This window comes from Brevibacillus antibioticus (genome assembly GCF_005217615.1).
In the GTDB taxonomy this organism is placed as follows: domain Bacteria; phylum Bacillota; class Bacilli; order Brevibacillales; family Brevibacillaceae; genus Brevibacillus; species Brevibacillus antibioticus.
The window spans coordinates 2,234,615-2,258,980 of record NZ_SZNK01000001.1 but is presented as its reverse complement, the minus strand read 5'-3'; the positions used below and the strand labels follow the sequence as shown (position 1 = coordinate 2,258,980).

The following is a 24,366-nucleotide window of genomic DNA, read 5'->3' as shown; positions in this document are numbered from 1 at the left end:
GCTCGGCTTTTTTTCTGTGGAAAATGGGAAAGTGCCTGATTGATTTGAACCTGTGGGCATAATGCGCTAGGATACACATATGGATGATTTGACCATTGCATCTTACATGAATAACGAGGGAGTGATCACGGTGAATAAAAGCAAAACACTGCCGAAACGCAGTGACGTCCCCGCTGAATACAAATGGCGTCTTGAGGACATGTATCCCACGGATAATGATTGGGAAGCGGACGTACAAAAAGTAAAACAGCTCACAGAAAAAATCGCAGCATTGAAAGGCTCTCTGGCTACTTCTGGTAAACAGTTGCTGGCCGTGTTGACTCTGCAAGATGAATTGTTGAAGACGCTTGACCAAGTGTACGTCTATGCACGTATGCGTCGAGACGAAGACAATGCAAACAGCAAGTATCAAGGGCTGACTGACAGAGCGACCAGCCTGAGCACGCAAGCATACGGTTCCGTTTCGTACATACAGCCAGAGATTTTGGCGATTCCCACGGAAGACTTGCAAACGTGGATCAAACAAGTAGAAGGTCTTGAGCACTACCGTATTTTGTTGGAAGAGATTACACGCTTTAAGCCGTATACGCTATCCGCCGAGGAAGAAGCATTGCTGGCAAACATGAGCGAGCTTGTGTCCTCTCCTTCCAAAATTTTTGGGATGCTCAACAACGCTGACATGAAATTTCCGATGATCACGGATGAAAACGGCGAGGAAGTCGAGCTGACCAAGGGACGCTATACGCAGTTTATGGAAAGCAAAGACCGACGCGTGCGCAAAGAAGCATTCGAAGCATTGTACAATACGTATGGCAAGTTCCGCAATACGCTCGCGGCATCGCTGACATCTGCCATCAAAGGGGATGTTTTCGACGCGCGGACGAGAAAATATCCATCTGCCCTGTACGCAGCCTTGTTTGCCGACAATGTGGAGCTCCCTGTGTACGACAACCTGATTGCAACGATCCACGAGCATCTTCCGCTCATGCACCGCTACATTGCCTTGCGCAAAAAATTATTGGGTGTAGATGAATTACACATGTACGATTTGTATGTGCCGATTGTTCCTGAGACGGACATGAAAATTCCTTATGACCAAGCTGTCTCAACGATCAAAGAAGCACTTCATCCACTGGGTGAGGAGTACGGTCGCATTTTGGATGAGGGCTTTTCCAACGGTTGGATCGATGTGCATGAAAACGAAGGAAAGACAAGCGGAGCCTACTCATGGGGCGCCTATACATCACACCCGTTTGTTCTCATGAACTATCAGGACAACGTCAACAACATGTTTACGCTGGCGCATGAGATGGGGCATGCCTTGCATAGCTACTATTCCAATCACGCACAGCCTTACACGTATGCCGATTACAAGATTTTCGTGGCAGAAGTAGCTTCCACACTGAACGAAGCACTTCTGATGAATCATTTGCTCGAGACGACGACAGACAAAAAACAGCGCATGTACTTGATTAATCATTATCTGGAACAGTTCCGTGGAACGATATTCCGTCAAACGATGTTTGCCGAGTTTGAGAAAATCGTGCACGCAAAAGAAGAGCAGGGAGAGCCGTTGACAGCCGATTCTCTCAGTACGATTTACCGTGAGCTCAACGTTGCTTATCACGGTCCAGATATCGTCGTAGACAGCGAAGTTGATTTGGAATGGGCGCGGATACCTCATTTCTATCGTGGCTTCTATGTGTATAAGTACGCGACGGGTTTCTCGGCCGCGACGTCTCTGTCCAAGCAGATTTTGGAGGAAGGTCAGCCGGCCGTGGATCGTTACTTGCAGTTCCTCAAGGGCGGCAGCTCAGATTATCCGCTCAATCTGCTCAAGGGCGCAGGTGTAGACATGACGTCGCCAACACCGATTGCGGAAGCATTGAGTGTCTTTAAGGAATTGCTCGAAGAACTGGAACAGCTGGTCGAACAAAAATAAGGTAAGGCATCCGAAAGGCAGATCAAGTCCAAGACTTGGCTGCTTTTTTTTGCAGTTTTGTGGAAAACGTAGTCTTTCATACCCACTTTGTAAAATTTTTCTTAAAGTTGTCCAAAATACGGAAACTTTCCCATTTTCATTACGTATCTATTTATGCGCTAGGAGGTGCGGGACTCCGTCTCGGGTCGGAGATGAATTTCCACCCGCTGACTGTTTTGCAGCAGAGGTAAAAACTGGCACAATTACGCCATGAGGAATGATTGTGAAAATTTGGAGGAATTCTTGTGAAAAAACGGGCATCCATTATTCTGGCTTCGGTAATGTTGGTCGCTGCTGGTTGTTCAGCACCAGCACCAGAGGCACCGCAGCAGACAGAGGCAAAAGCGAAGGTAGTAGAGGTTGTAAAGGTACAAAAGGCAGCAAAGCCAGTGATGCTCGCAGTCACAGGGATGGTGGAAGCCAAGCGGGACGCGGTACTGTCGTTTGGTACAGGCGGAACAATCTCAGCGATCTCCGCGAACAAAGGAGCAAAAATCGCGCAAGGTCAGTTATTGGCCACACTGGATACGCGTTACCAGCAAAGGGAAATTGCAGCGGCACAGGGGCAGGTGGATGAAGCAGCAGCCCGTAAAATCAAGGCGTTAAAGGGAGCGACAGCAGAAGCGCTCGAGCAGAAGCGTTTGCAGGTAAAAAGCGCGCAAGACAGTCTGGATAAAGCAAAGCAGGATCTCGCAACAAGTGAGAAGCTGTTTGCTGGCGGAGCCATTTCGCAAACCGAAATAAATGCGAGTAAACGGGCCGTCACGCAAGCAGAGATAACACTGCGTGATGCTCAGCTGTCTCTGAATGAGCTGCAAAAAGGAGCGGAACCAGAAGATGTCATGGTCGCCAACGCATCGATTAAAGCTGCTGCCGGCGGTGTAGACCGTGCGAAGAAGAGCTTGGATGATTCGAAAATTCAGGCACCATTCGCAGGAACAGTCGTGGATGTGAAATGGCAAATTGGTGAGCAGGTGTCTCCTGGTCAGGAAATCATTCGCCTCGTTGACCTGTCTGAAATGAAGGTAACCTTGGATGTTTCCAATGACTTGATCGGTCAATTCCGAGAGAAAACAAAGGTGCAGGCTTTGGCGGACGATGGTAAGAAAAGTGAAGGAACCATTGCATTTATTTCTCCAGTTGTGAACAAGGATACAGGGAAGTACCGCGTCGAGATCACGATTCCGAATGCAGATGGTTACTGGCGTGGGGGAATGGCAGCTACGATTGAGGTACCGCGCCAAGTGAATGGCTTCCTCGTTCCGTTGGAAAGTGTCGGCGTGAGTCAAAACGACCATTACGTGATGGCAGTAGAAAATGGCCTGACTGTAAGAAAACCAGTGAAAACTGGTCAAATGGTTGGAGACACCATCGAAATCGTTTCTGGCGTGAAAGAAGGAGACCAGCTGTTGCGCAGCGGAATTACATTCTACGTCGAAGGGCAAAAAGTAGAGGCGAAGGGAGAATAGTTGCATGAACAAGATGATTCTCTTTTTGCTGAAAAGACAGCTAATCGTCTACTTATTTACATTTTTGCTCGTCATTGCAGGTTTAGGGTCCTTATTCAGCTTTAATGTCGAACTCGTTCCAAAGACGAACTTCCCTGATATTAACGTAAGAATTTCCGGTGGTGCACTGCCACCAGAAGAGATGGAAGAAAAAGTAACGAAGAAAATAGAGCAAGAACTAAAGTCGATTAATGATATTAAAAAATACTCTTCTTCCACAAGTTCAGGTCATGTTAGAATCAATGTTTCTGCAAATGAAGGCAAAGGCGAGCAGGTTAAGCAAGATGTTCAAAATGCCGTTAACCGTCTCCGAAACGGTTTTCCGAAAGCCGTTAACACGGTAGATATCTTTCAGAGCAATATGGGTAGCGATCAAATGATTGATTTTGCCGTCGTGGGAGCAGAACCGAAGACCATGCTGAATTTGGCAAAAACCTCAATCAAGGATCGTATTGAAGAAGTCGAGGGCGTCAAGGAAGTCATCGTAGATGAGAAAAGCTTCGAGAATAAAATTACCATATCCCTTTTGCCACATCGATTGAATGCCTATCAAACAACGCCAGCGGCTATCATTTCACAGCTTCAGGATACAAACTGGAAGCAAGGGATTGGTACACTGGAGAACACGGGATTTGATACGGTTGTCATGATTGACAATACTTATCAGACCCCACAGGAAATAGAGGCACTGCCAATTGATACACCGAGAGGAACCGTTTCTCTGAATCAACTGGCACAAATTGAAGATTTGCGTGGAAAAGTGAAAGACTTCGTCGCCCTGACAAACGGTTCCGTGTTTATTCAACTCAGTGTGACGCGGGCAGACGGCTATGACTTGATCACGACACAAAAGAATGTAGAAGAAGTCGTTCGCAAATTGAACACAGAAGCAAACGGCAAATACAACATCAAAGTCATGTTCGAAGGAGCTTCCTTTGTCGAACATGCCGTGAGCAACCTCAGCCGGGATGTGATGATTGGTGGAGGGCTAGCGATCATCATCTTGTTCGTCTTCCTTCGCAACTGGAGGGTCACGCTCGTCATTGCTACGACGCTGCCGCTCTCTGCGTTCATGACGTTCATCGCGATGAAACTCGCAGGCTACAACATTGACATGATCAGCTTACTGTCACTTAGCTTGTCAGTCGGCTTAATCGTCGATGCCGCCATCGTTGTATTGGAAAGTATCTATCACTACCGGGAAAAGGGCGAAGAGCTGAAGCAGGCGATTATTAAAGGAACGAGAGAAGTTTTGACACCTGTCTTCACCTCGCAGCTCACGATTATCATCGTGTTTTTGCCACTTGTCTTTGCGGATTTTGAAGATTGGCTGAAACCGGTTTTGGCCACAATCGCCTTTACGGTATCTGCTGCCATTATTTCATCGACGATCGCTGCTTACTTCTTCGTTCCCGTGTTTTCCAATCGCTTCTTGCAGAAGGATAAGCATGTTTCGCTTGAAGGAGAAGGCAAGGAACACTTTATCATTCGTGTATTCAGCGGCATTTTACAAGTAGCGATTAGACATCGGATAAAAACGGTTTTACTCGCAGTAGCATTGCTGGTTTGTTCCGCTTTCCTCACACCTTTTATGAAAATGGGTCAAGGAATTAACGCCAATGAAAATATCGTCTTTGTCAATATGAAAATGCCAATCGGTAGTACGTTGGAAGGAGCTCAAAAAGCAGCCGTCACCGCGGAAACATCGCTGCGGGAGATCCCGGAAATTAGGGATGTATTCTTCTTTACTTCCAAGGAAGAAGCAACATTGTTCATTTCCTTAATTCCGAAGGGGGACAGAACACGAGATAAGGACGCTTTGAACGAAGATATTAACAAGCGCCTGAATGCGACCCCAGGAATCGACTCCGTCTCCATGTCATTCGGACAACAAGGCGGAAGCGGCCCGATCCAACTGGATGTTTACGGGGATGACATGGAAGTCATGCGGAAGATCGCAACCGATATGGAAGCGATGCTTGGAACAATCGACGGGCTCACCAACATTCGCAACGATTTTAAAGAAGGAAAAGAAAAAGTTACGTTGTTGCCAAAACAAGATGCGCTTACCAGACTGAATGTAGATCACCGCTCACTTTTGCAACAACTGAGTGTGTTAATCGGCAGTCAACAAATTACGTCTATCACACAAGATGGAATTGAAGTAGATGTCGTTGCTAAGATGCCGGAAAACTGGCTGAAGCATCCGGATCAGCTCAAAACGATTACGGTAACATCAAAAGACGGGGCAGCAGTGCCTTTGGCAGATCTGGTGGATATGGAGTACAGTAAGTCTCCGATCACGATTGAGCGTAAAGAAGGCGAACGCATCGTGACGGTTTCTGCCGAGATGCTGGGAAGTGAATTAGGGGCAATAGGCCGTGAGATTAATGAGAAATTGCCAAACGTGCCTGTACCAGCAGGTTATAAAGTGGAAATCGCCGGTAAGTTGAAAGAGCAAAGCACGAACATAAGCCAAGGGATCTTCGTATTTTTAGGTGTTCTGGCCCTGATTTACGTCATCATGGTTGCCCAGTTCGGACGGATGTCCCAACCGTTTATCATCATGCTGACGATTCCAATGGCCTTGGTAGGTGTTGTGCTTGGATTCGTCCTTACGCAGCGGACATTCGGTGAGATGGCGATGATCGGGATTATCATGCTTGTTGGTATCGTCGTATCCAATGCGATCCTCTTGATCGACAGGATCAATCTGCTGCGCAAACGTGGAATAGAAACCGCAGAGGCGATTATCCAAGGAACGAAGGAACGTATTCGTCCCGTTATCATGACGAAGCTTACGGCGATTCTCGGGATGCTACCGATGGGTCTTGCAATGGCAGAAGGCTCTGATTTGGAAGCACCACTCGCAACAGCCGTTATCTCCGGCTTGATTTTCCACACGATCGTGACATTGGTGCTCGTACCAGTCCTGTACTCCTTGTTTGAAGGGGCAAAGGCAAGAAGACTGGCGCGCAAAGCTGCTCGCCAGGCGAAGCGAGAAGCAAAACAAAACAAAAATAAGAACGTACCTCCGACAGAGGTATAGTGATTCGCAAGAGAAGGGGCATGTGCTGTACCCCTTCTCTTTTACTTTTCCTTCGTCTGAAAGTTCTGTAGAATAAAGAGATCAAGATACATACATGAGTGAACCATGAAAGGAGCATGCATATGGATCTATTTTTGCAAGGAAAAACGGCTCTGGTACTCGCCTCATCAAAAGGATTGGGGAAGGCAACAGCGGAGTGCCTCGCCCAAGAAGGAGCGAATGTCACGATATGCGGTAGAGATGCAGCTGCTCTGGAAATCGTTCGTGCAAAGATCGAACAAGCTACTGGAAAATCACCTCTTGCCTTAACAGTGGATGTGACAAAGGAAGAAGATATCAAGCGAGTTGTCGAAGAAACGGTCAAGCATTTTGGCAGCGTGGATATTTTAATCAACAATTCAGGTGGGCCTGCAACTGGCAGATTCGATCAGCTCACCGACGAGCAGTGGATGCAGGCCTTCCAGCTAAATTTGCTTAGCTATGTACGTGCCATTCGGGCTGTTTTGCCGCATATGCGAGCGAACCAGTTTGGCAGAATTATCAACTTCGCCTCCTCGTCCTTTAAACAGCCGATTGAGAATTTGATCCTGTCCAATACGTTTCGCACAGGGATATTGGGCCTTTCCAAGACGCTTTCGTCAGAACTCGGACCAGATGGGATTCTGATTAACACCATTGGGCCTGGCAGAATTGCGACGGATCGGGTGGCACAACTGGATGGGCTTACCGCAGAGGTGAAGAGCATCAGTGCTGATGAAGTTAGGGAAAATTGGGAGAAGCAAATCCCATTGGGTAGATACGGTCAGCCTGACGAGTTTGCTCGCATGGTGACGTTCTTGGCTTCGCCAGCAAACAGCTACGTGACAGGTCAATCTTTCCTCGTCGACGGTGGCTTGATTCGCTCGATCTAATAAAAGAGAGGGGAATTCCTTTGAGTAAAGAGAGCTCATTTGATATCGTCTCCAAAGTAGAGTTGTCCGAAGTGAACAATGCGATTCAGACCGCATTAAAAGAAATAGAAAATCGCTTTGACTTCAAAGGGAGCAAGAGCAGCATCTCCTTGGAAAAGGAAGAGCTCGTCCTCGTCTCCGATGACAACTTCAAGCTCAGTCAAGTAAAAGACATTTTGCTAGGCAAGCTTGTCAAACGCGATGTCCCGATCAAAAACCTCGACTACGGCAAAATGGAATCGGCAGCAGGCGGCACTGTCCGTCAGCGTGCCAAGCTGGTGCAGGGGATCGATAAAGACAATGCGAAAAAGATCAACAGCATCATCAAAGATACAGGACTTAAAGTGAAAACACAGATTCAAGACGATCAAATCCGCGTGACGGGAAAAAGCAAAGACGAACTGCAGCAAATCATCAACGCGATTCGCAAGGCTGATCTGCCGTTGGAAGTACAATTTATTAACTACCGATAACTACTAGAAAAGTTTTTGCTTCTAACTCTCTTCATTCTCGCATATGCATGTACAAATAAGTGACAAGCACTTGCGAAAGGGAGAGTAGAGACATGAAGGTCTTTATTATCAGTATGCGCAATCTCATTTTGGGCGGAATTGTTTTCCTTGTAGTACTGGTGGCGGGCATCGTACTTCTGGTCAAAGACCCTCTGAGCGTCTCGGACTCTTATCGACCGTCGGGTCCAACTACCGCTGTTACAGCTACCGCTCCTATGAACCAGCCAACAGGTTCAGAAAAGCCAGGGCTGAATATGGCGGTCAAGGTGGATGGGACAACGGCAGAGGTATCCTTGCTAACAGAGAACTTCACGTTTGTCCAGGATAGTGGCGAATTGGCCGAGACCCCAGTATTTGGAGAGGGACACGCACATTTATACCTGAATGGCGAACCAAAAGGGATGATTTATCAACCAGAGTTTTTGCTGAAAAAGTTGCCCAAGGGAGAGCATGAAATTCGCGTAGAGCTCAACTACAGCAACCATCTGCCATACAAGATAGAGACTACGAAAAAAATCGTTGTGAAGTAAACCAGATCGCGTTCCACAAAAGGGACGCTTTTCTTTTTGGGAGGAAGGGAAAGAAAGACGATGATGGAAAAAGAAGGGATTGCGGCAAAAAAGAAGAATCATACAGAATAGTCTGAATGTTTTGGGGGTGCTTGTATGATTCATATGACCACAATCGGCAACATGTTAGACGACACAACTAGTAAGCATCAGGAAAAGGAAGCGCTGGTTTATCACGAACGAGGGCTCCGTTATACGTTTGGTGAATTTCAAGCGATATGCAATCAGGCAGCGCGGGGATTTATGTCTCTTGGCATTCAAAAAGGGGACAATATCGCGATTTGGGCAACCAATGTGCCAGAATGGGTGATTTCCCAATTTGCCACGGCGAAAATGGGCGGTGTACTGGTAACGGTCAATACGAGCTACCGGGTACATGAACTGGAATATTTGCTGCGTCAATCCGAGTCGACGACGCTTCTCTTAATGGATTCCTATCGCGATGCCAATTATCTATCCATGATTCAAGAGATTTGCCCGGAGTTACATACTTGTGAACCTGGAGCGCTACAATCCAAAAGGCTTCCCCATTTGAAAAATGTGATCTACCTGGGGAATGAGCGACAACCTGGAATGTTTTTGTGGAGCGATTTGCTCGAACGTGCTGCACGGGTCACGGAAGAAGAGCGTCAGGCGCGTCAGGCGACGCTCTCACCTGATGATGTTATCAATATGCAGTACACATCCGGCACGACTGGTTTTCCAAAGGGAGTCATGCTGTCACATGTCAATATTGTCAACAATGCGATCAAGGTAGCGGAATGTCAGCGTCTCGGGTTAGCGGATAAGGTGTGTATTCCGGTTCCTTTTTTCCACTGCTTTGGCTGTGTGATGGGAACCTTGGCATGTGTGGCAACAGGTGCGACGATGGTTCCTGTCATCGCCTTTGATCCAGGCGTGGTACTTGCGGTTGTGGAGGCCGAACGCTGCACAGCACTGTACGGTGTACCCACAATGTTTATCGCCGAATTGAACCATCCGACGTTTGCCGAGCGTGACCTGAGCTCGTTGCGAACAGGCATCATGGCCGGTTCTTTATGCCCGATTGAGGTTATGAAGAAGGTCGTCGATCAAATGGGAATCCGTGATATTACGATAGCGTACGGACAAACGGAAGCATCACCCGTCATCACACAGACCGTACCAGAGGATTCTCTTGAACGAAAAGTATCCACTGTCGGTCGTCTGCATGCAGAGGTAGAAGCAAAAATCATCAATCCGGCGACAGGTGACATTTTGCCGCCAGGTGTGCAAGGCGAGCTGTGCACGCGAGGATATTTGGTCATGAAAGGCTATTACAACATGCCGGAGGAGACAGTGAAAGCGATCGATCACGAAGGCTGGCTACATACCGGAGACTTGGCAACCGTCGATGAAGAAGGCTACTATCGAATTACGGGCCGGCTCAAAGACATGATCATTCGCGGAGGGGAAAATATTTATCCTCGTGAAGTGGAAGAATTCCTCTATACACATCCAAAAGTGTTGGACGTCCAGATAGTAGGTGTACCTGATGCCAAATACGGCGAGCAAGTATTGGCGTGCATTCGGGTAAAGCCTCACGAAACGTTGACGGAGGATGAGATACGGGACTATTGCGAAGGGAAGATCGCTCATTACAAAATCCCTCGGTACATACAGTTTGTAGACGAATATCCGATGACCGCTTCCGGAAAAATACAAAAGTTCAAGCTGCGGGAGCAAGCACTGGAGCTGTTTGGGCAATGCAACCCCAATCAGACGGGAACGGCATAGGAAGAGGTTCATTGGCCAGGGAGATGCTCCTGGCTATTTTTTTTAGATAGTTCTTTACTTTCTAGCAACTCTTGACTAAGATAAGTGGAAATTAAAAATGGGAGAGGTGCAGCTTAGAATGGAAGTTCGCTTTTTGGGACCAGACGATGCTGATGAGCTTATTAAAATTAGACTGGAAGGGCTGCAAACTGATCCAGATGCATTCGGCTCGACCTATGAAGAGGAAATCCAAATGCCTGGGGAAGAGTGGCTGAGAAGACTTTCGCAAGGGGAGGCGGGGGATAGCGGCTATTTTGGTGCATTTGTGGAAGGACAGCTGGCTGGCATCATCGGTTTTTTCCGCCACAAAGGGCTGAAATCAAAACACAAAGCTTCTATCGTCTCTATGTACGTTCGTGAAGCGTATCGCGGGACGGGTGTCGCACAAGCGCTCATGCAGGCAGAGCTCGCGTATTTAAAGGAGCGGGGAGATATCGATACGGTACAGCTCGCTGTCGTCACGACCAATCCGACTGCCATTCGTCTCTATGAGAAATTGGGATTTATTCCATATGGGTTGGAAAAGCGTGCACTGAAAAATGGTGATCAATACTTTGATGAGAGCCACATGTATATTCTTCTATAGGACAAGCATGAAAAAAGCGAAGGCACACAATAGTGGATGCCTTCGCTTTTTCTATGGGCTACGTTATGAATGAAAAATTAACGACTTGCTTCGTATGCAGCAATTTTATCTTCGTACTGCAACGTAATTCCAATATCGTCGAGACCATTCAGTAGGCAGTAACGACGGTAGGCGTCTACCTCGAACGGGTAGGAGAGACCTTCACTGTCACGAACGACTTGTTCTTGCAGATCGATGGTCAGCTGGTAGTTCGGTTTGTTTTCGGCACGATTGAACAGCTCGTCGACTTGCTCTTCACTCAACTTGATCGGCAGGATGCCGTTTTTGAAGCAGTTGTTATAAAAGATATCCGCAAAGGATGGAGCGATCACACAGCGGAAGCCATAATCAAAGAGTGCCCATGGCGCATGCTCACGAGAGGAGCCGCAGCCAAAATTGTTGCGGGCAAGAAGGACAGTAGACTCCTTGTACGCAGGCGTATTCAGAATGAACGAATCGATTGGCGCACCATCGACAGTAAAGCGCCATTCGTAGAACAGGAATTGACCAAAACCGCTGCGCTCAATGCGCTTCAAGAACTGCTTAGGGATAATAGCGTCCGTATCTACGTTTACACGATCGAGTGGGGCTACCACTCCGGTGTGGATGACAAATGGATTCATTGGAATACCTCCTTGCTAGCGTTCTCGCTTTTCCATTCACGAACATCGACAAAGTGACCTGCGATAGCTGCTGCTGCTGCCATTTCCGGGCTGACCAGATGCGTCCTTCCGCCACGTCCTTGACGTCCTTCGAAGTTCCGGTTAGAGGTAGAAGCACAACGCTCACCCTCGGACAGGATATCTGGATTCATCGCCAGACACATGGAGCAACCAGATTCGCGCCAGTCAAAGCCAGCTTCTTGGAAAATGAGGTGCAAGCCTTCTTGCTCAGCGAGCTGCTTAACTGATTGAGAACCGGGAACGACCATCGCGTGTACGGAAGGGGAGACCTTGCGTCCTTTAGCCACTTCGGCTGCTTTGCGTAGGTCCTCGATCCGACCGTTTGTACAGGAACCAATAAAAACGCGATCGATTTTGATTTCGCTCATAGGAGTGCCTGGTGCAAGGTCCATGTACGCCAGAGCATCTTGTGCTGCTTTGCGCTGTGCGGCTGTATCGAATGACTCAGGGCTTGGAACGGTGCTCGTAATGTTCGTACCCATACCAGGGCTCGTTCCCCACGTTACTTGCGGTGCGATCTCGGCTGCCTCGATTTCTACACAGACATCAAATGCAGCGCCTTCGTCCGTGCACAGCTCTTTCCACGCCTCGACAGCGGCAAGGAAATCTTCCCCTTGCGGAACAAAGCGCTTGCCTTTTAAGTAGTCAAACGTAGTCTGGTCAGGTGCGATTAAGCCGGCACGAGCGCCACCTTCGATCGTCATGTTGCACACCGTCATGCGTTCTTCCATGGTCAGGTTGCGGATCGCAGCGCCTGTGTATTCTACGACGTAGCCAGTTGCAAAATCAGTTCCGTATTTTGCGATAATCGCCAAAATTAAATCTTTTGCACTGACGCCAAATGGCAGGTCGCCGTTTACGCGTACTTCCATCGTTTTTGGTTTGGATTGCTGCAAGCACTGCGTTGCGAGTACATGCTCCACTTCACTGGTACCAATACCGAAGGCAAGGGCACCGAATGCTCCGTGGGTGGAGGTGTGGCTGTCACCGCAGACGATTGTTTTGCCTGGATGTGTGAGCCCGAGCTCAGGACCAATGACGTGGACGATCCCTTGATCTGGGCTGTTTAGATCCGCGAGTGTAATCCCGAATTCCTTACAGTTCGCCGTCAAGGTTTCCATTTGTTGACGAGAAATCGGGTCTTTGACATTAAAACGGTCAGCAGTCGGTACGTTGTGGTCCATGGTTGCGAAGGTAAGCTCTGGACGGCGGACTTTTCGGTCAGCCAAGCGGAGTCCTTCGAAAGCTTGCGGTGAAGTCACCTCGTGAACCAGGTGCAGATCGATATACAAAAGGCTCGGCTTGCCTGCCTCTTCGTGAATAACGTGATTGTCCCAAATCTTTTCAAACATCGTACGGGCTGTCATTATGTTTCCTCCTTCGTTCAAAAACTCTTAACAAGGTTGTAACATGGCAAAGAGAATAGTTCAAAGATATAATAATTATAAGAAGGATAGTTTTTGCCTATCGGGAGGTTTATATGGAGTTACGACAAATTCGTTATGTACTCGCTGTTGCGGAAGAACGCAGTTTTTCTCGGGCAGCCAATCGATTACATTTGGCCCAACCTTCGTTGAGCCAGCAAATTGCGAAGCTGGAGAAAATACTCGGTGTCAGCTTGTTCCATCGCTTGCCGCAGCACGTAGAACTGACTGATGCGGGCCAGCGCTTCATACAGGTGGCGCAAACGCTCGTCGACATGTCAGAGGGGCTAGAGAGGGAAATGCGAGCGTATGCCATAGGAGAAAGCGGCAAATTGCTAGTCGGAAGTTTACCCATTACAGGGGCATACGTGCTGCCAAGGGTGTTGCCTACGTTTACACAGCAATTTCCCGGTGTCGAGCTGCAATTGATGGAGGAAACGTCGAGTCATTTGGAGCAGCTACTTGTGCGGGGGAAAATTGATGTAAGCCTACTAACCATGCCGATCAGTGATCCGTCTCTGGAAATCATCCCCGCGATCAACGAAGAAATTTTTTTGGCGGTACCAGCCAATCATCCGCTCGCGAAACGAAAAGAAGTCGATCTCGCGGAGGTAGCCGATCAGCCTTTTATCCTGTTAAAAGAAGGACAAGGCTTCCGTACGATTTCGCTTCGGCTCTGTGAGCAGGCGGGATTCCGTCCGCGAATCGTGTTTGAGAGCTCGAACATCCAGACGGCTCAGTCACTTGTTGCAGCAGGCATGGGGTTATCGTTTGCGCCGAAAATGATTACACTCGCACCCGGAACGATTGAGCCGCCAACTTATGTGCGGATAAAAACAAAACCTTCTCGTACACTCGTCGTGGCGTATCGAAAAGACAAGCCCTTGTCTCGTCCGGCAGAGGCATTTGTGCAATGTCTCCTCGAACAGGGTGGAAAAATATAAAGCCAAACAAGAAACCCAGTCGCCGCAATCATTTGCGATCACTGGGTTTCTCATCTTGTGGCGTCGAATCCTGAACAAGTTCCGAAAAGACGACTAGCCTTTGAGCATGTTCCTGTGTTTTCTTGTTAAATTTGCCGGAGCAGGTAATCAAATTCAGATGTGATCTTTCTGCATTCCCAAAAATCTGATCGATGGGTGCTTCGGCAGTCTGGAAGCTTTCTACTTTTCGAACCTGAAAGGTAAGCATCCTTCCTTTTGCTTCACGCACCGTGATTTTGTCGCCGGGCTTTAGTTTTTTCAGATGGTAAAAAACAGCTGGCCCCGTATAATGATCAAAATGACCGGCGATCACTGCATTTCCCTTCATCCCGGGCTTCGTCCACGGAGCCAAAATACCCACGCGATCAAAAGCCTTTGGGACGTCCATTTGCCCATTCGGTAAAACGCCGACCGGTTCTACACGAGCTTGCAGTTTCAATTTTGGAATATGTAGAAGTGTCGGCATGATTCCGTCTGGAAGAGGAGGGGCAGGAACGAACGTCGGTTGTGGTGGCAGTGGCGGACCATAAACGGTAACTGTTTGTTTGATAAGGATGGGCCCTGCTGGTTTTAGCATGGTATTCGTGATTTTTGGCGCTTCGACAGGTTGTTTAGCTGTATGACCGCAACCAATTGTAACCAAACTAATGAATAGAAGGAAACCCAGTAGTTTTTTCATAGATCGCAAAGAAAAGGGGGAAGATCCCCCTTTAATTGCTTGCCCCACCCATACCCGTTTTCGGCATAGCCTTGATATGCGCTTTGCCTTTATGTGCTTTGGTTTTCATATGGTGAGCTTTGGTCTTCATGTGATGCGCTTTTGTTTGTACTTTGTGGTGTTTTTTGTGACCGTCATGTGTTGCAGCAGATACAGGAATTGCAGTAGTTACCAAGCATGCAACCATCAACAAAGCAGCGAATTTTTTCATGAGTAGCACCTACCTTAAAGATTTTGGGGTACAACAGATAGGATTTCCGTTTGTTGTTTTGTTAGTGATGGCAATTGTTTCTCCTAAACGTCCCAAACAGCCCGTGCCTGTGGTACACTATTTCCAAATCATTCTGGGAGGAAGATAACATGAGAGAAATTAAGACAGAAGCTGAGTTCGAGCAAGTGATCGCAGCAAACAAGCCAGTCATTGTCAAATTCTTCACGGATTGGTGCCCAGATTGCCATCGCATTGATCCATTCATGCCTGCCGTGGAGGAAAAATACAAAGAACAGCTGGACATGATTGAAGTCAACCGTGACACTCTCCCGGACTTGTCCCAAAAGCATGATGTCTTCGGGATTCCGAGTTTTATTGCGTTCCATAATGGAAAAGAACTGGTTCGCTTCGTAAGCAAGCTCGGAAAAAGTCGTGAGGAGATCGAGCATTTTCTGGACCGGGCTATTCAAGTCAGTAAAGGACTCGAGCAAGCGTAATTGCATGAACATAGAACAGGGAGATAGACAGAAATGTTATTCATGAAAAAAGAAGGGGAATGGCTCGTTGCCCATTTACGAGAAAAAGACGATGCTATCCCGATTGGGAACCTGCTGCGCGAAGAGTGGAAGCTGCCTCGCAAGCAGGTCCATCTTTTATTCCAACACAAAGAAATACTGCTGGATGGCGCACCTGTTGCTCAGCATGTTGCAGGAAAAGCAGGGCAGGAAATTCGCCTGCGGATGTGCAAGCCTGAGCCGTTGGGGCTTGATCCGGCTAGTGAGGCTCCGGAGATCCTGTACGAGGATGATCATTTGCTCATCGTGAATAAGCCGGTTGGTCTTCTATTACATCCGACCGAACGACACCATCATGTGACGTTGGATCATCTCGTGTCGGGGCACTTTTTTCGTACAGGTTTGGAAGCAAAGGTACGTCATGTCCATCGGCTGGATCAGGATACATCAGGTGTCGTTCTGTACGCGAAGCATGCGTGGGCCTCTGCCCTGTTAGATGAAATGCTGCGTGAGCGCACAATCAAGCGTACCTATGTCGCGTATGTTTCGGGACAAATGTCCAAAGAGCGTGGGAAAATTAATGAGCCCATTGGAAAAGACCGGAATCATGGGACGCGCAGAAGGGTCACACCTAACGGCGATCCAGCGATTACCCATTACCAGGTGAAGGAACGTCTTCAAACAGCTACGAAAGTAGAATGTCAATTGGAGACGGGGAGAACCCATCAAATTCGCGTTCACTTCAGTCACATTGGGCACCCGCTTTTAGGGGATGAACTGTATGGTGGCAAGCGCGAGCTCATTAAGCGACAAGCGCTGCACGCAGCCGTGCTCACATTTGTGCATCCATTCGGGGGAGAAATCATCGAAGTCACGGCTCCGTTGCCACTCGACCTGTTTCACTTGGAAAAGAAGCTGAGATAATCGCCATTTGACTACGGATTGAATAAACTGCCAAGGAGGAAACGAGAGAGGGTGGTCTTTTGAAACGACCCATAATCGGCATCTTGACTTGGCGGGAAGGCAAGCGTTTTGCGGAGCCAACCTATTTTCGGCGACTGCTCAAGGCTGGACAAGAACTGGGCTGTACCCTTTTCCTATTTTCACCTAACGATGTACTTGGAGTCGGCAAGCAGGTGAGAGGGTATGTCGTGGGGAGCAATGGCGGTTGGCAATCAAGGATATTTGACCGTCCAGACGCTGTTTTCGACCGATACCGTTACACACCGACACAAGCGTTTAAGAACTATGTGGCCTTTCGGCGGACGAGTAATTTTTTGTATGCAAACAACCGCTTGGCAAACAAATGGCGTGTACATGAGGTGCTGCATCGGGACCCTAGAATGCATCGGTGGCTCCCGGAGACACACCTCTACAACCGACAAAGCCTGGTCAACATGCTAGGCAAGCATCCATTGCTTTATGTAAAGCCACTCAATGGAACAGGGGGACGCAACATCTTGTCCATTGAAAAGCGTGGAGACGAACTTCGATTGCTCGGAAGGAACAAGCAGAGGGCGAAAGTATCCACAGTCGTAAAAGACAAGGTCGCTGCCCAGAGATGGGTAGATCGTTGGACGAGACAGGAGAAATACATCGTTCAGCAAGGGCTTCGACTGCAACTGGTTCCTTCGCGGGCAGTAGATATGCGCCTCTTGATTCAAAAGAATGGGCAGGGTGAATGGAGCATTACAGGTCATGGGATTCGCGTGGGCCCAGAACGCAGTGCTACCTCTAATCTCCATGGCGGCGGAAAAGCTGTCCCTGTTCCGGCATTTCTCCGACCGAGGTTCGGGGAGGAACGAACTGCACAGATCGTGCATGATTGCGAGCAGCTCGCTTTTCAAACAGCGGAAACACTCGAGGAGCATTTTGGACGGATGGTTGAATTTGGGCTGGATATTGGCGTCGATGTAGATGGTCATGCGTGGCTGATCGAAGTGAATCCTAAACCAGCCAGGGAAATTTTCCGGGAGATGGGGGCAAAGGACCAGTACAAGAATGCCATTACTCGCCCACTTGAATACGCCATCTACTTAGCAAAAACACAAGGACGCGAAGGTCGCGAGCCACTTTTGAAGAGAAAGGTCTCCAGAGGATAGCGTGAAAGAAGTACAGCGGCGGTCAGGGACAACATTTGAAGTCCTCGACAGCCGCTGTATATGCTAGGTGGAGATCGAAAGCGGTAATTGCAATTTGCACGGGATGTCAGGGGCGTAATCGGGTGTATGGATAACAGAAAAAGAGTATCCTTCCCGGACGAACGTAAGCTCATGAGCATCCGAATGGAAGAGGACATTACTTTTTTCAAAGCGTCTCCGCACTTTTTGCAGGAACGCTTGGTCAGGTGTTCCAAAGGTGACGTGCATTTTTGGTGGTAGCGCTTTCATCGCGATGGGAATCCAAGGTCTGTTTTTCCATGTCGCCACGATATGCGCCGTTCCGCTAACGACGAAGTTGAAAATTTCGCCGTCCTCGAATGTTTTCATGCTCAGATTCGATTTTAGCCATTGCGTAAAAACAGGCACACTTTCCACGGGACAGCCCACTTCCCGTAAATACAAAATGTGCAGGGGAGTGGATGGCAGAACGACCTCTTCTGACACATACTGATGGGCAATAATCTCGAGAAGATTCCCGTCTCCATCGCGGAAATACAGATTCATTCGCTGTTTTTCCTGGTCAATGTCATGCCCATCCTCCCATCGAACAAGTAAAAGACCAGATTCTTTGATCTTTTTCGCTGATTCATAAAACAAGGAATAAGGCACTTGAAAAGCAATATGGGCGGGGGAGATCGGTTCATACGCTTCTTCAAAGGTTAAACGAAAATCGGGTGTGACTTGAAACGTAATCTGTTTGTCTGATTGAGATGAAATCGGAAAGCCGAGACGGTCTGCGTAAACCTGGTGTACCCCTTGGATAGACACCGTTTGTAAGGTTAATTTAGAAAAGTGCGTGATCATCTGGCATCCCCTTTTCCTATAAAAAGATAACATAATATAAATTATGTATACTCATTTGGTTCACACTGTTTCTAGACAGTCTTCTTAAATATCTTGTGAGAGGCGAACCATATCTACCACCTGAATCCCGTTTTCGTAAATTTCTTCCTCATAATGCCGCAAGAAAAAGTCCCGATCGATCCAATTCATCCGAAAACCACACTTTTGATAAAGAGCGAGCTGACCCACGCTAGAATTCCCAGTTCCGACCTCGATCGTCTTATAACCGAGAGATTTGGCTACTTCAATGGAATGAAGGACGAGTTTTTTGCCAATGCCCTTGCCATGATGGGCCTCATCGACGGCAACATTTACGAGTTCAATTGTATCCGGTCTGGTTGGTATCAAGACGTAGACACCTACGATGCTATCCTCGAGAACAGCGACATAGCATTGACCTCTTTGTAAATAATCTTTTACCAATCTGACAGAGGGGTCAGCCAAAAAGAGTAAATCCATTGGTGGTTGTTCCTGTACGGCAAGCTTGCGAATTTCCATCTGTGTTTCTCCTCCGATTCAAGTTGTTACCGGCTTTGGCAATGGTGCAGTTTCGTAGTTGACAACCAGGTTATTTTCGTACGTAAAAATATGCTGACACGGATCAGCTTCTTCCAACATGTATGGTAAAAACATGGGAAGGTTTTCGGGGACGCCAGCATTGTCGGGGTCCAAGAGCCACGCTAGCTCTTTCCAGTCAAGTATGCCTTCTTCCACTACCTGTGGGGTTTGAGAGCGCTCGTAGTTTTCTGGAAGGTGAGCGAGAAATGCATACATACCGCCCGTTTCAACTCCATCGACTAGCCAAGAGACAATTCCTTTGTAGCATGCGTTTTCTAGCAAAATGCCCGTCTCTTCCCGAACCTCGCGAAGGACACTTTCCAGTGGAGTCTCTCCGCGCTCTAGCTTACCGCCTACGCCATTCCATAGCCCCATCAACGGTGATTTCTTCCGATTGAGCATCAGTATTCCATTTCTATGTTTGAGAAAGCATATGGTATAGCGGTACATGTTATCACTTTCCTTTTTGTTACAGTCGACTTCTTTAACACGACCATTGTATCAAATGAGAGGAATCATCAGTAATTTTTATTTGGTTTTGAAAAGAAGTTTCGTAATATTTCGTTATCATAACAAAGAAGCGTGGAAGGAAGAATAGGGGGTTCGTTCAAACATTGAAAAGGTGGAAAGGGCTAACAATGATGAAAGCCCGGATTACTCCTCCGGGGTTTTGTTCATTCATTTCAAAGTCTTTTGTGTCTTGAAAATAATAAACGTCGGTCTTCTTACTTCGGAAATCTGATGCGGCTGCAAGCGGAGTCCTTCTGGCGTGCAGATTGGCTCGATGATCTCTTGCAAGGTAAGCCCCGCTTGGATTAACGTATTGACAGCAGTGGACATGGAGCGGTGGTAAAAAAGGGCCTTTCTGCCGTTCATCATGTACATTTCACGTTCTCCGTCTTCGAGGTAGTTGTCCAAGGGCCAGAAATGCTTCTGTCCTTCTTCGTCGCGCACCCAGCCCTCGGCTTTTTTGCGAGCGGTAATATGCGGATGGAGTGTAGAGTAAACGAAATGTCCGCCGTTGCGCAAGGCGCGGCTTACTTTGTTGATCACGTGCTCATAGTCACGAACATAGTCCATGACGAGAGAGCTCGTAATGAGATCATACCCATGATCGGCAAGCTCAATGTCCTCCAGGGAGCCATGTAGATATTGAATGTTCTCATGACTGTTATTCGTCCGGGCATACTCCAGCATGTTGTGAGAGAGATCAACACCGATCACTTCACTTGCTCCTTGTTCTATGCAGTACTTGGCGAACTGTCCCCCGCCACATCCGAGGTCGAGTACACGCAATCCTTTTAGGGAGGGGAGACAGCCACGAATAGCAGGTTGTTCGATCATATCATTCTCTGATTCACCGGACAGACGTAGCTTTTGGTAGTCCTGATAAAAATCCAGTTGATCATACAGATTTTGTTTCATCCCATATCACCCGTTTTCATTTTTTTCAGAATCCTATTATGGATAAAAGATGAAGATGATGTCAATTATTCGTTTAAAACGATTGGAAATGAGAGCAGGAGTTTGCTTTTTTTACGAGAATAAGTGAGAGACAACCCATTTTTGCGATTCCGTCCGCTTTGTTGTGACGGTTTTTTTCTGTAAGAAGATTTGGTTTCGATATTTTTTGGCGAGACTGAAATCGAAGGAGGGATAGACGTGGACCAAATACTTCAACTGATCAAAGATTACTGGCCGATTGCGCTATGTATCATAATCATCATCATGGCTGCCCAATGGGTGGTGCGAAGTATCATTCGAATTATTTCGCTTGCAGCTATTATTGGTGTTGTGCTCGTGTTGTTTTTCCATTTCAGTCCTGAAGAAGTGATCCAAATGGGACGTCAAGCAGCGGTTGCGACGCAGGAAGTCGTCGATAAGACGATTACCCCGGTATTGGATAAAGAGCTAAAAGATGCCGATATTTCCTTCAAGGAAGATGGTACCTATGAAGTGAAGACAACGAATATTCGTATCGTAGGTAAAAAAGGCGAATCCAAAGCGACTGTTTATTACAAGGATGAGGAATGGGAAGTAAATATCGGGCAATTGAGCAAGCTGTTCCAAGATCGACTCGGTAAAGCGGAGCAAGAAAGCAAGACGATGTAGAAAGGGAAAAACGCATGGGCCCCAAAAGGTCTCATGCGTTTTTTGCTGGATAGGCGAGTACTTCCTTTACCCATGTATCTAGTAGATGCTGGTATTCATCACTCGTTTTAATTCCGGGGGCTGAGGCAAATTGTTTTTCGAGTGGGAGCGTGAGCAGTTTTTTAGCGAATTTCCCATCGATATCATCTTCATCTTCGAATTGAAGATATACGACATCTTCCAAGGAGCGATAGCATGTAACGCTATACTCGATTCCATTCATGGTCGTTTGAAAATGACCGTGCCGATAGTGGCAAAGGATGAAAGTGAAATTTAGGTTGTTTACGATTTCTAAAAATCTGTTCAAAAACGCTGGTTCCACCAAGATACACTCTAGCCTATGGTGTGGATCACGAGAGTGACTGATGTGGAATTCTGGAATAATTGTGATAAAGTCCTGCTGTCGTTCAGGACTGGCTTTGTCATAGTAAGCATAGTTGAATTTGCGAATGATTTTCTTCAGGTGCTTGAAAGGGATTGCTGTGCCAATAAAAAGTCCGTAATATCGGTTCATTCTGTGCTTCCTTTACGCTTTGGTCATATTCGGCGCTACACGCAGTCGAGTTGCTTGCTCATAAGCGTAGGCTAGGCGAAGGAGAGTAGGTTCCTGAAATGCCAATCCGGTCAGCGTGATGCCAAATGGCTTACCCGAGGAAGTATAGCCAGCTGGAACCGTAATCGAAGGGTAACCAGCTTTGGCAGGGATTGCATAACCCGTACTGCCGGGGTACAAGAGGGCATCGAGTTCATGCTCCTTCATAACAGCATCAAGGCCTTGTTTCTGTGACATTTCCAAATCGAACAGGCGATTAGCCAGATACTCCGGCTCTGTCAGTGTACCACTTGTTTGCTCGGATTCTTCCAGCAGCTCTTGCCCGTAAAGCAGGGCTTGTTCCCCATGTGCCCGATTAAAAGCAATGACATCCTGTAAGGAGCGGATCGGGTAGGAGGCTGGTAACGTTTTTAAGTACGCATTTACACCAACCTTGAATTCATGCAGGAGAACATGTATGTCCCATTCGGCATTTTCTGATGGAATGGTGACCGCATCTATGACAGTTGCGCCAGCCTCCTTGAGCTTTTCAATAGCTGCTTCATACAAGGCGATTTCTTCGGATTCACACTCAGCCAAAAATCTGGATCGTACAACACCGATGCGTGCACCCCGCAATCCATCTGCATCGAGGAAGGGGAGGTAATCGGTATGTGCTAGACCTTCGCTTTTTCCAGTCACCGGATCATTTTCATCTATACCCGTTAAGGCACTAAGCAAAATAGCTGCATCTGTCACGGTTCTCGCCAACGGTCCGGCTGTGTCTTGGCTATGGGAAATCGGAATGATACCTGAACGGCTGATTAAGCCAACAGTAGGTTTGATTCCCACGAGCGAATTTTGTTCTGCTGGGTGGAGAATAGACCCGGAAGTCTCCGTACCGACTGCCACAACGGCAAAACCTGCGGCAATAGCAGCAGCCGAACCCGAGCTAGACCCGCCGACATCAAGAACACCAGGTCCGTATGGGTTCAATACTTGTCCACCGCGCGAGCTGTAGCCATCTGGCATGTCATTGGAGATAAAGTTAGCCCATTCCGTCAGATTGGTTTTCCCTAAAAGGACGGCGCCTGCCTGTCGGAGCTTGGACACAACGAATGCATCCGCAGAGGCAAATGAATCAGCTAAAGCCAGAGCTCCAGCCGTCGTATGCATCTTGTCAGATGTCGCAATGTTATCCTTGATCAGTACAGGGATTCCGTGTAGCGGCCCACGACTGCCCGACAACGTTCGTTCCCGATCGAGTGACTCTGCGATCGCCAGTGCATCTGGGTTTAGCTCACAAATGGCATTGATTCGGATGCCTTGTTTGTTGTAGGTGGCAATCCGCTGTAAAAAGGCGAGGGTCAGTTCCCGCGAAGTCGTGGTTCCAGCTGTCATTGCAGCTTGCCATTCGAGAATGCTCGTTTCATGAATCAATGACATAATTTATCCCCTTTTTCGAATTGATTTGAATTTCATTATAGTACCAAATTCAGGTAAAAGGAAAGAAAGGAGGAGTGTGAGCCTCTTCCTATAAAAAACAAGCTGACTCTACGAGAGAATCAGCTTGTTTGTGTTCGTATTATGCGTTTGATCCAGCGGCTTCCAGCTTCGCTTTTTCTTCCGCTTCTACATAACGGTTGCGAGGGTGTTCGCGGCATTCATCGGAGCAAGAACGCTTGAATTTTGTCTCACATTCTGGGCAGCAGAAGTGCTGCTTGTTGCAGAATGGGTTGGCGCAGTTGAGATAACGGTCTTCTACAGTACCGCAGTAATGGCAACGGCCAATTACGACGTCTTCTTCTGTATGATTGATCGGCACAGAGATGCGCTCGTCAAACACGTAGCATTTTCCATCCCACAGACGTCCTTGGACTTCCGGATCTTTACCATACGTGACAATTCCGCCCTCAAGATGGTAAACATTTTTAAAACCTTGTTGCAGGAATACCCCTGTCAGCTTTTCGCAACGAATACCGCCAGTGCAATAGGTGAGGACTTTTTTATCCTTGAATTGGCTCATGTTTTCACGAATCCACTCAGGGAACTCACGGGATGAATCCACTTCTGGGCGAATCGCACCACGGAAATGTCCCAAATCGTATTCGTAGTAGTTGCGACCGTCAAGGATCACGACGTCTTCTTCCTGCATCATTTCGTACCATTCTTTTGGGTTCAGGTAGGTTCCGACTAGTTCATTCGGATTCACATCTTCCTCCAAACGCCAGGTTACGAGCTCCTTTTTCGGACGTACAAACATTTTTTTGAATGCATGCTCTTCCGACTCATCTATTTTAAACCACATATCACTAAAACGTGGATCTTTTCGCACATATTCCATGTAGGCGTCGGTTTGTTCAATCGTGCCGGATACGGTTCCATTAATGCCCTCCGGAGCTACGATAATCCGCCCTTTCAGCCCGTTATCCTTGCAAAATTGCAAGTGCTCGGCTGCGTACTCCTCATAATTTTCAATAGGAGTATACTTGTAATACAACAAAATGCGATATGGTTTTTGTACTTGCAAGGTACAATTCCACCTTTCTTTTCAATTGTGATTTTAGATGCAACGGTGATTATATCACATTCCATTGT

24 protein-coding genes are annotated in these 24,366 nt (G+C 47.5%); 13 read left to right on the top strand and 11 right to left on the bottom strand.

Translation table 11 applies throughout. From position 1 onward, the window contains the following. Positions 1-79: 79 nt before the first annotated feature. The 8 genes from pepF (at position 80) to E8L90_RS10115 (ending at position 10,949) form a co-directional block, all read left to right on the top strand. Positions 80-1,942: an oligoendopeptidase F gene (gene pepF / locus E8L90_RS10150; protein WP_137029285.1), complete on the top strand. Its 1,863-nt coding sequence runs from the start codon at positions 80-82 to the stop codon at positions 1,940-1,942. Between the two features lie 284 nt (positions 1,943-2,226). Next, the gene (locus E8L90_RS10145) at positions 2,227-3,450 is read left to right on the top strand and encodes an efflux RND transporter periplasmic adaptor subunit (protein WP_137029284.1); all 1,224 of its coding nucleotides are present in this window, start codon (positions 2,227-2,229) and stop codon (positions 3,448-3,450) included. Positions 3,451-3,454: 4 nt separating this feature from the next. Further along, complete coding sequence (locus E8L90_RS10140) at positions 3,455-6,538, top strand: efflux RND transporter permease subunit (RefSeq protein ID WP_137029283.1); 3,084 nt, start codon at positions 3,455-3,457, stop codon at positions 6,536-6,538. Positions 6,539-6,660: 122 nt separating this feature from the next. After that, complete coding sequence (locus E8L90_RS10135; protein WP_137029282.1) at positions 6,661-7,449, top strand: SDR family oxidoreductase; 789 nt, start codon at positions 6,661-6,663, stop codon at positions 7,447-7,449. 20 nt (positions 7,450-7,469) lie between these two features. Beyond that, positions 7,470-7,961, top strand: a complete 492-nt coding sequence (locus E8L90_RS10130; RefSeq protein ID WP_137029281.1) for a YajQ family cyclic di-GMP-binding protein — start codon at positions 7,470-7,472, stop codon at positions 7,959-7,961. 92 nt (positions 7,962-8,053) lie between these two features. Further along, positions 8,054-8,530, top strand: a complete 477-nt coding sequence (locus E8L90_RS10125; protein ID WP_137029280.1) for a hypothetical protein — start codon at positions 8,054-8,056, stop codon at positions 8,528-8,530. A 135-nt stretch (positions 8,531-8,665) separates the two neighbouring features. Beyond that, the gene (locus E8L90_RS10120; RefSeq protein ID WP_137029279.1) at positions 8,666-10,324 is read left to right on the top strand and encodes an AMP-binding protein; all 1,659 of its coding nucleotides are present in this window, start codon (positions 8,666-8,668) and stop codon (positions 10,322-10,324) included. Between the two features lie 118 nt (positions 10,325-10,442). Further along, complete coding sequence (locus E8L90_RS10115) at positions 10,443-10,949, top strand: GNAT family N-acetyltransferase (protein WP_137029278.1); 507 nt, start codon at positions 10,443-10,445, stop codon at positions 10,947-10,949. A 77-nt stretch (positions 10,950-11,026) separates the two neighbouring features. Here E8L90_RS10115 and leuD read toward each other — a convergent pair whose 3' ends face one another. Next, positions 11,027-11,611 (bottom strand): 3-isopropylmalate dehydratase small subunit, encoded by a 585-nt coding sequence (gene leuD / locus E8L90_RS10110; protein WP_137029277.1) that lies wholly within the window; start codon positions 11,609-11,611, stop codon positions 11,027-11,029. Then, positions 11,608-13,038, bottom strand: coding sequence for a 3-isopropylmalate dehydratase large subunit (gene leuC / locus E8L90_RS10105; RefSeq protein ID WP_137029276.1), 1,431 nt, complete (start codon positions 13,036-13,038; stop codon positions 11,608-11,610). Before leuC ends, leuD begins: the two co-directional genes overlap by 4 nt. A 113-nt stretch (positions 13,039-13,151) precedes the next feature. Here leuC and E8L90_RS10100 point away from each other — a divergent pair, with 113 nt between their 5' ends. Continuing rightward, entirely contained in the window at positions 13,152-14,039 is an 888-nt protein-coding gene (locus tag E8L90_RS10100; protein WP_137029275.1) for a LysR family transcriptional regulator, read from the top strand. 28 nt (positions 14,040-14,067) lie between these two features. On the opposite strand, the gene E8L90_RS10095 is transcribed toward E8L90_RS10100, so the two are convergent. Together E8L90_RS10095 and E8L90_RS10090 are read right to left on the bottom strand one after the other, a co-directional pair. Continuing rightward, on the bottom strand, positions 14,068-14,757 hold the full coding sequence (locus E8L90_RS10095; protein WP_137029274.1) for a class F sortase: 690 nt from the start codon (positions 14,755-14,757) through the stop codon (positions 14,068-14,070). Positions 14,758-14,788: 31 nt separating this feature from the next. Further along, positions 14,789-15,007: a hypothetical protein gene (locus E8L90_RS10090; RefSeq protein WP_137029273.1), complete on the bottom strand. Its 219-nt coding sequence runs from the start codon at positions 15,005-15,007 to the stop codon at positions 14,789-14,791. 149 nt (positions 15,008-15,156) lie between these two features. On the opposite strand from E8L90_RS10090, the gene E8L90_RS10085 reads away from it, so the two are divergent. The 3 genes from E8L90_RS10085 to E8L90_RS10075 are packed head-to-tail and all read left to right on the top strand — an operon-like array spanning position 15,157 to position 17,624. Continuing rightward, positions 15,157-15,504, top strand: a complete 348-nt coding sequence (locus E8L90_RS10085; RefSeq protein ID WP_137029272.1) for a thioredoxin family protein — start codon at positions 15,157-15,159, stop codon at positions 15,502-15,504. 33 nt (positions 15,505-15,537) lie between these two features. Continuing rightward, positions 15,538-16,446 carry an RluA family pseudouridine synthase gene (locus tag E8L90_RS10080; RefSeq protein WP_137029271.1) on the top strand — a complete coding sequence of 303 codons (909 nt, stop codon included), beginning with the start codon at positions 15,538-15,540 and terminating at the stop codon, positions 16,444-16,446. Between the two features lie 59 nt (positions 16,447-16,505). Then, complete coding sequence (locus E8L90_RS10075; RefSeq protein ID WP_137029270.1) at positions 16,506-17,624, top strand: YheC/YheD family endospore coat-associated protein; 1,119 nt, start codon at positions 16,506-16,508, stop codon at positions 17,622-17,624. Positions 17,625-17,687: 63 nt separating this feature from the next. Here E8L90_RS10075 and E8L90_RS10070 read toward each other — a convergent pair whose 3' ends face one another. The 4 genes from E8L90_RS10070 to E8L90_RS10055 form a co-directional block, all read right to left on the bottom strand. After that, entirely contained in the window at positions 17,688-18,488 is an 801-nt protein-coding gene (locus E8L90_RS10070; protein ID WP_137029269.1) for a VOC family protein, read from the bottom strand. A gap of 84 nt (positions 18,489-18,572) precedes the next feature. Continuing rightward, the gene (locus E8L90_RS10065) at positions 18,573-19,025 is read right to left on the bottom strand and encodes a GNAT family N-acetyltransferase (RefSeq protein WP_137029268.1); all 453 of its coding nucleotides are present in this window, start codon (positions 19,023-19,025) and stop codon (positions 18,573-18,575) included. 18 nt (positions 19,026-19,043) lie between these two features. Continuing rightward, positions 19,044-19,535, bottom strand: coding sequence for an NUDIX hydrolase (locus E8L90_RS10060; protein WP_137029267.1), 492 nt, complete (start codon positions 19,533-19,535; stop codon positions 19,044-19,046). 228 nt (positions 19,536-19,763) lie between these two features. Then, on the bottom strand, positions 19,764-20,510 hold the full coding sequence (locus E8L90_RS10055; RefSeq protein ID WP_137029266.1) for a class I SAM-dependent methyltransferase: 747 nt from the start codon (positions 20,508-20,510) through the stop codon (positions 19,764-19,766). 237 nt (positions 20,511-20,747) lie between these two features. Between E8L90_RS10055 and E8L90_RS10050 the strand changes: the two genes are divergently transcribed. Continuing rightward, on the top strand, positions 20,748-21,197 hold the full coding sequence (locus E8L90_RS10050) for a hypothetical protein (protein ID WP_137029265.1): 450 nt from the start codon (positions 20,748-20,750) through the stop codon (positions 21,195-21,197). A 31-nt stretch (positions 21,198-21,228) separates the two neighbouring features. Here the strand turns inward: E8L90_RS10050 and E8L90_RS10045 are convergent, their stop codons facing one another. The 3 genes from E8L90_RS10045 to trhO form a co-directional block, all read right to left on the bottom strand. Then, entirely contained in the window at positions 21,229-21,750 is a 522-nt protein-coding gene (locus tag E8L90_RS10045) for a hypothetical protein (RefSeq protein ID WP_137029264.1), read from the bottom strand. A gap of 12 nt (positions 21,751-21,762) precedes the next feature. Next, positions 21,763-23,214, bottom strand: coding sequence for an amidase family protein (locus E8L90_RS10040; protein WP_137029263.1), 1,452 nt, complete (start codon positions 23,212-23,214; stop codon positions 21,763-21,765). Between the two features lie 139 nt (positions 23,215-23,353). Then, positions 23,354-24,298, bottom strand: a complete 945-nt coding sequence (gene trhO / locus E8L90_RS10035) for an oxygen-dependent tRNA uridine(34) hydroxylase TrhO (protein ID WP_137029262.1) — start codon at positions 24,296-24,298, stop codon at positions 23,354-23,356. Between the last annotated feature and the right edge of the window lie 68 nt (positions 24,299-24,366).

Bases quoted from the DNA above. Each gene is read 5' to 3' on its own strand.
- E8L90_RS10095 (WP_137029274.1), bottom strand. From the start codon at position 14,757: ATGAAAAAACTACTGGGTTTCCTTCTATTCATTAGTTTGGTTACAATT.
- pepF (WP_137029285.1), top strand. From the start codon at position 80: ATGGATGATTTGACCATTGCATCTTACATGAATAACGAGGGAGTGATC.
- E8L90_RS10070 (WP_137029269.1), bottom strand. From the start codon at position 18,488: ATGATCACGCACTTTTCTAAATTAACCTTACAAACGGTGTCTATCCAA.
- E8L90_RS10100 (WP_137029275.1), top strand. From the start codon at position 13,152: ATGGAGTTACGACAAATTCGTTATGTACTCGCTGTTGCGGAAGAACGC.
- E8L90_RS10090 (WP_137029273.1), bottom strand. From the start codon at position 15,007: ATGAAAAAATTCGCTGCTTTGTTGATGGTTGCATGCTTGGTAACTACT.
- E8L90_RS10080 (WP_137029271.1), top strand. From the start codon at position 15,538: ATGTTATTCATGAAAAAAGAAGGGGAATGGCTCGTTGCCCATTTACGA.
- leuC (WP_137029276.1), bottom strand. From the start codon at position 13,038: ATGACAGCCCGTACGATGTTTGAAAAGATTTGGGACAATCACGTTATT.
- E8L90_RS10115 (WP_137029278.1), top strand. From the start codon at position 10,443: ATGGAAGTTCGCTTTTTGGGACCAGACGATGCTGATGAGCTTATTAAA.
- E8L90_RS10085 (WP_137029272.1), top strand. From the start codon at position 15,157: ATGAGAGAAATTAAGACAGAAGCTGAGTTCGAGCAAGTGATCGCAGCA.
- E8L90_RS10040 (WP_137029263.1), bottom strand. From the start codon at position 23,214: ATGTCATTGATTCATGAAACGAGCATTCTCGAATGGCAAGCTGCAATG.
- E8L90_RS10135 (WP_137029282.1), top strand. From the start codon at position 6,661: ATGGATCTATTTTTGCAAGGAAAAACGGCTCTGGTACTCGCCTCATCA.
- E8L90_RS10055 (WP_137029266.1), bottom strand. From the start codon at position 20,510: ATGAAACAAAATCTGTATGATCAACTGGATTTTTATCAGGACTACCAA.
- E8L90_RS10125 (WP_137029280.1), top strand. From the start codon at position 8,054: ATGAAGGTCTTTATTATCAGTATGCGCAATCTCATTTTGGGCGGAATT.
- E8L90_RS10065 (WP_137029268.1), bottom strand. From the start codon at position 19,025: ATGGAAATTCGCAAGCTTGCCGTACAGGAACAACCACCAATGGATTTA.
- E8L90_RS10060 (WP_137029267.1), bottom strand. From the start codon at position 19,535: ATGTACCGCTATACCATATGCTTTCTCAAACATAGAAATGGAATACTG.
- E8L90_RS10120 (WP_137029279.1), top strand. From the start codon at position 8,666: ATGATTCATATGACCACAATCGGCAACATGTTAGACGACACAACTAGT.
- leuD (WP_137029277.1), bottom strand. From the start codon at position 11,611: ATGAATCCATTTGTCATCCACACCGGAGTGGTAGCCCCACTCGATCGT.
- E8L90_RS10045 (WP_137029264.1), bottom strand. From the start codon at position 21,750: ATGAACCGATATTACGGACTTTTTATTGGCACAGCAATCCCTTTCAAG.
- E8L90_RS10140 (WP_137029283.1), top strand. From the start codon at position 3,455: ATGAACAAGATGATTCTCTTTTTGCTGAAAAGACAGCTAATCGTCTAC.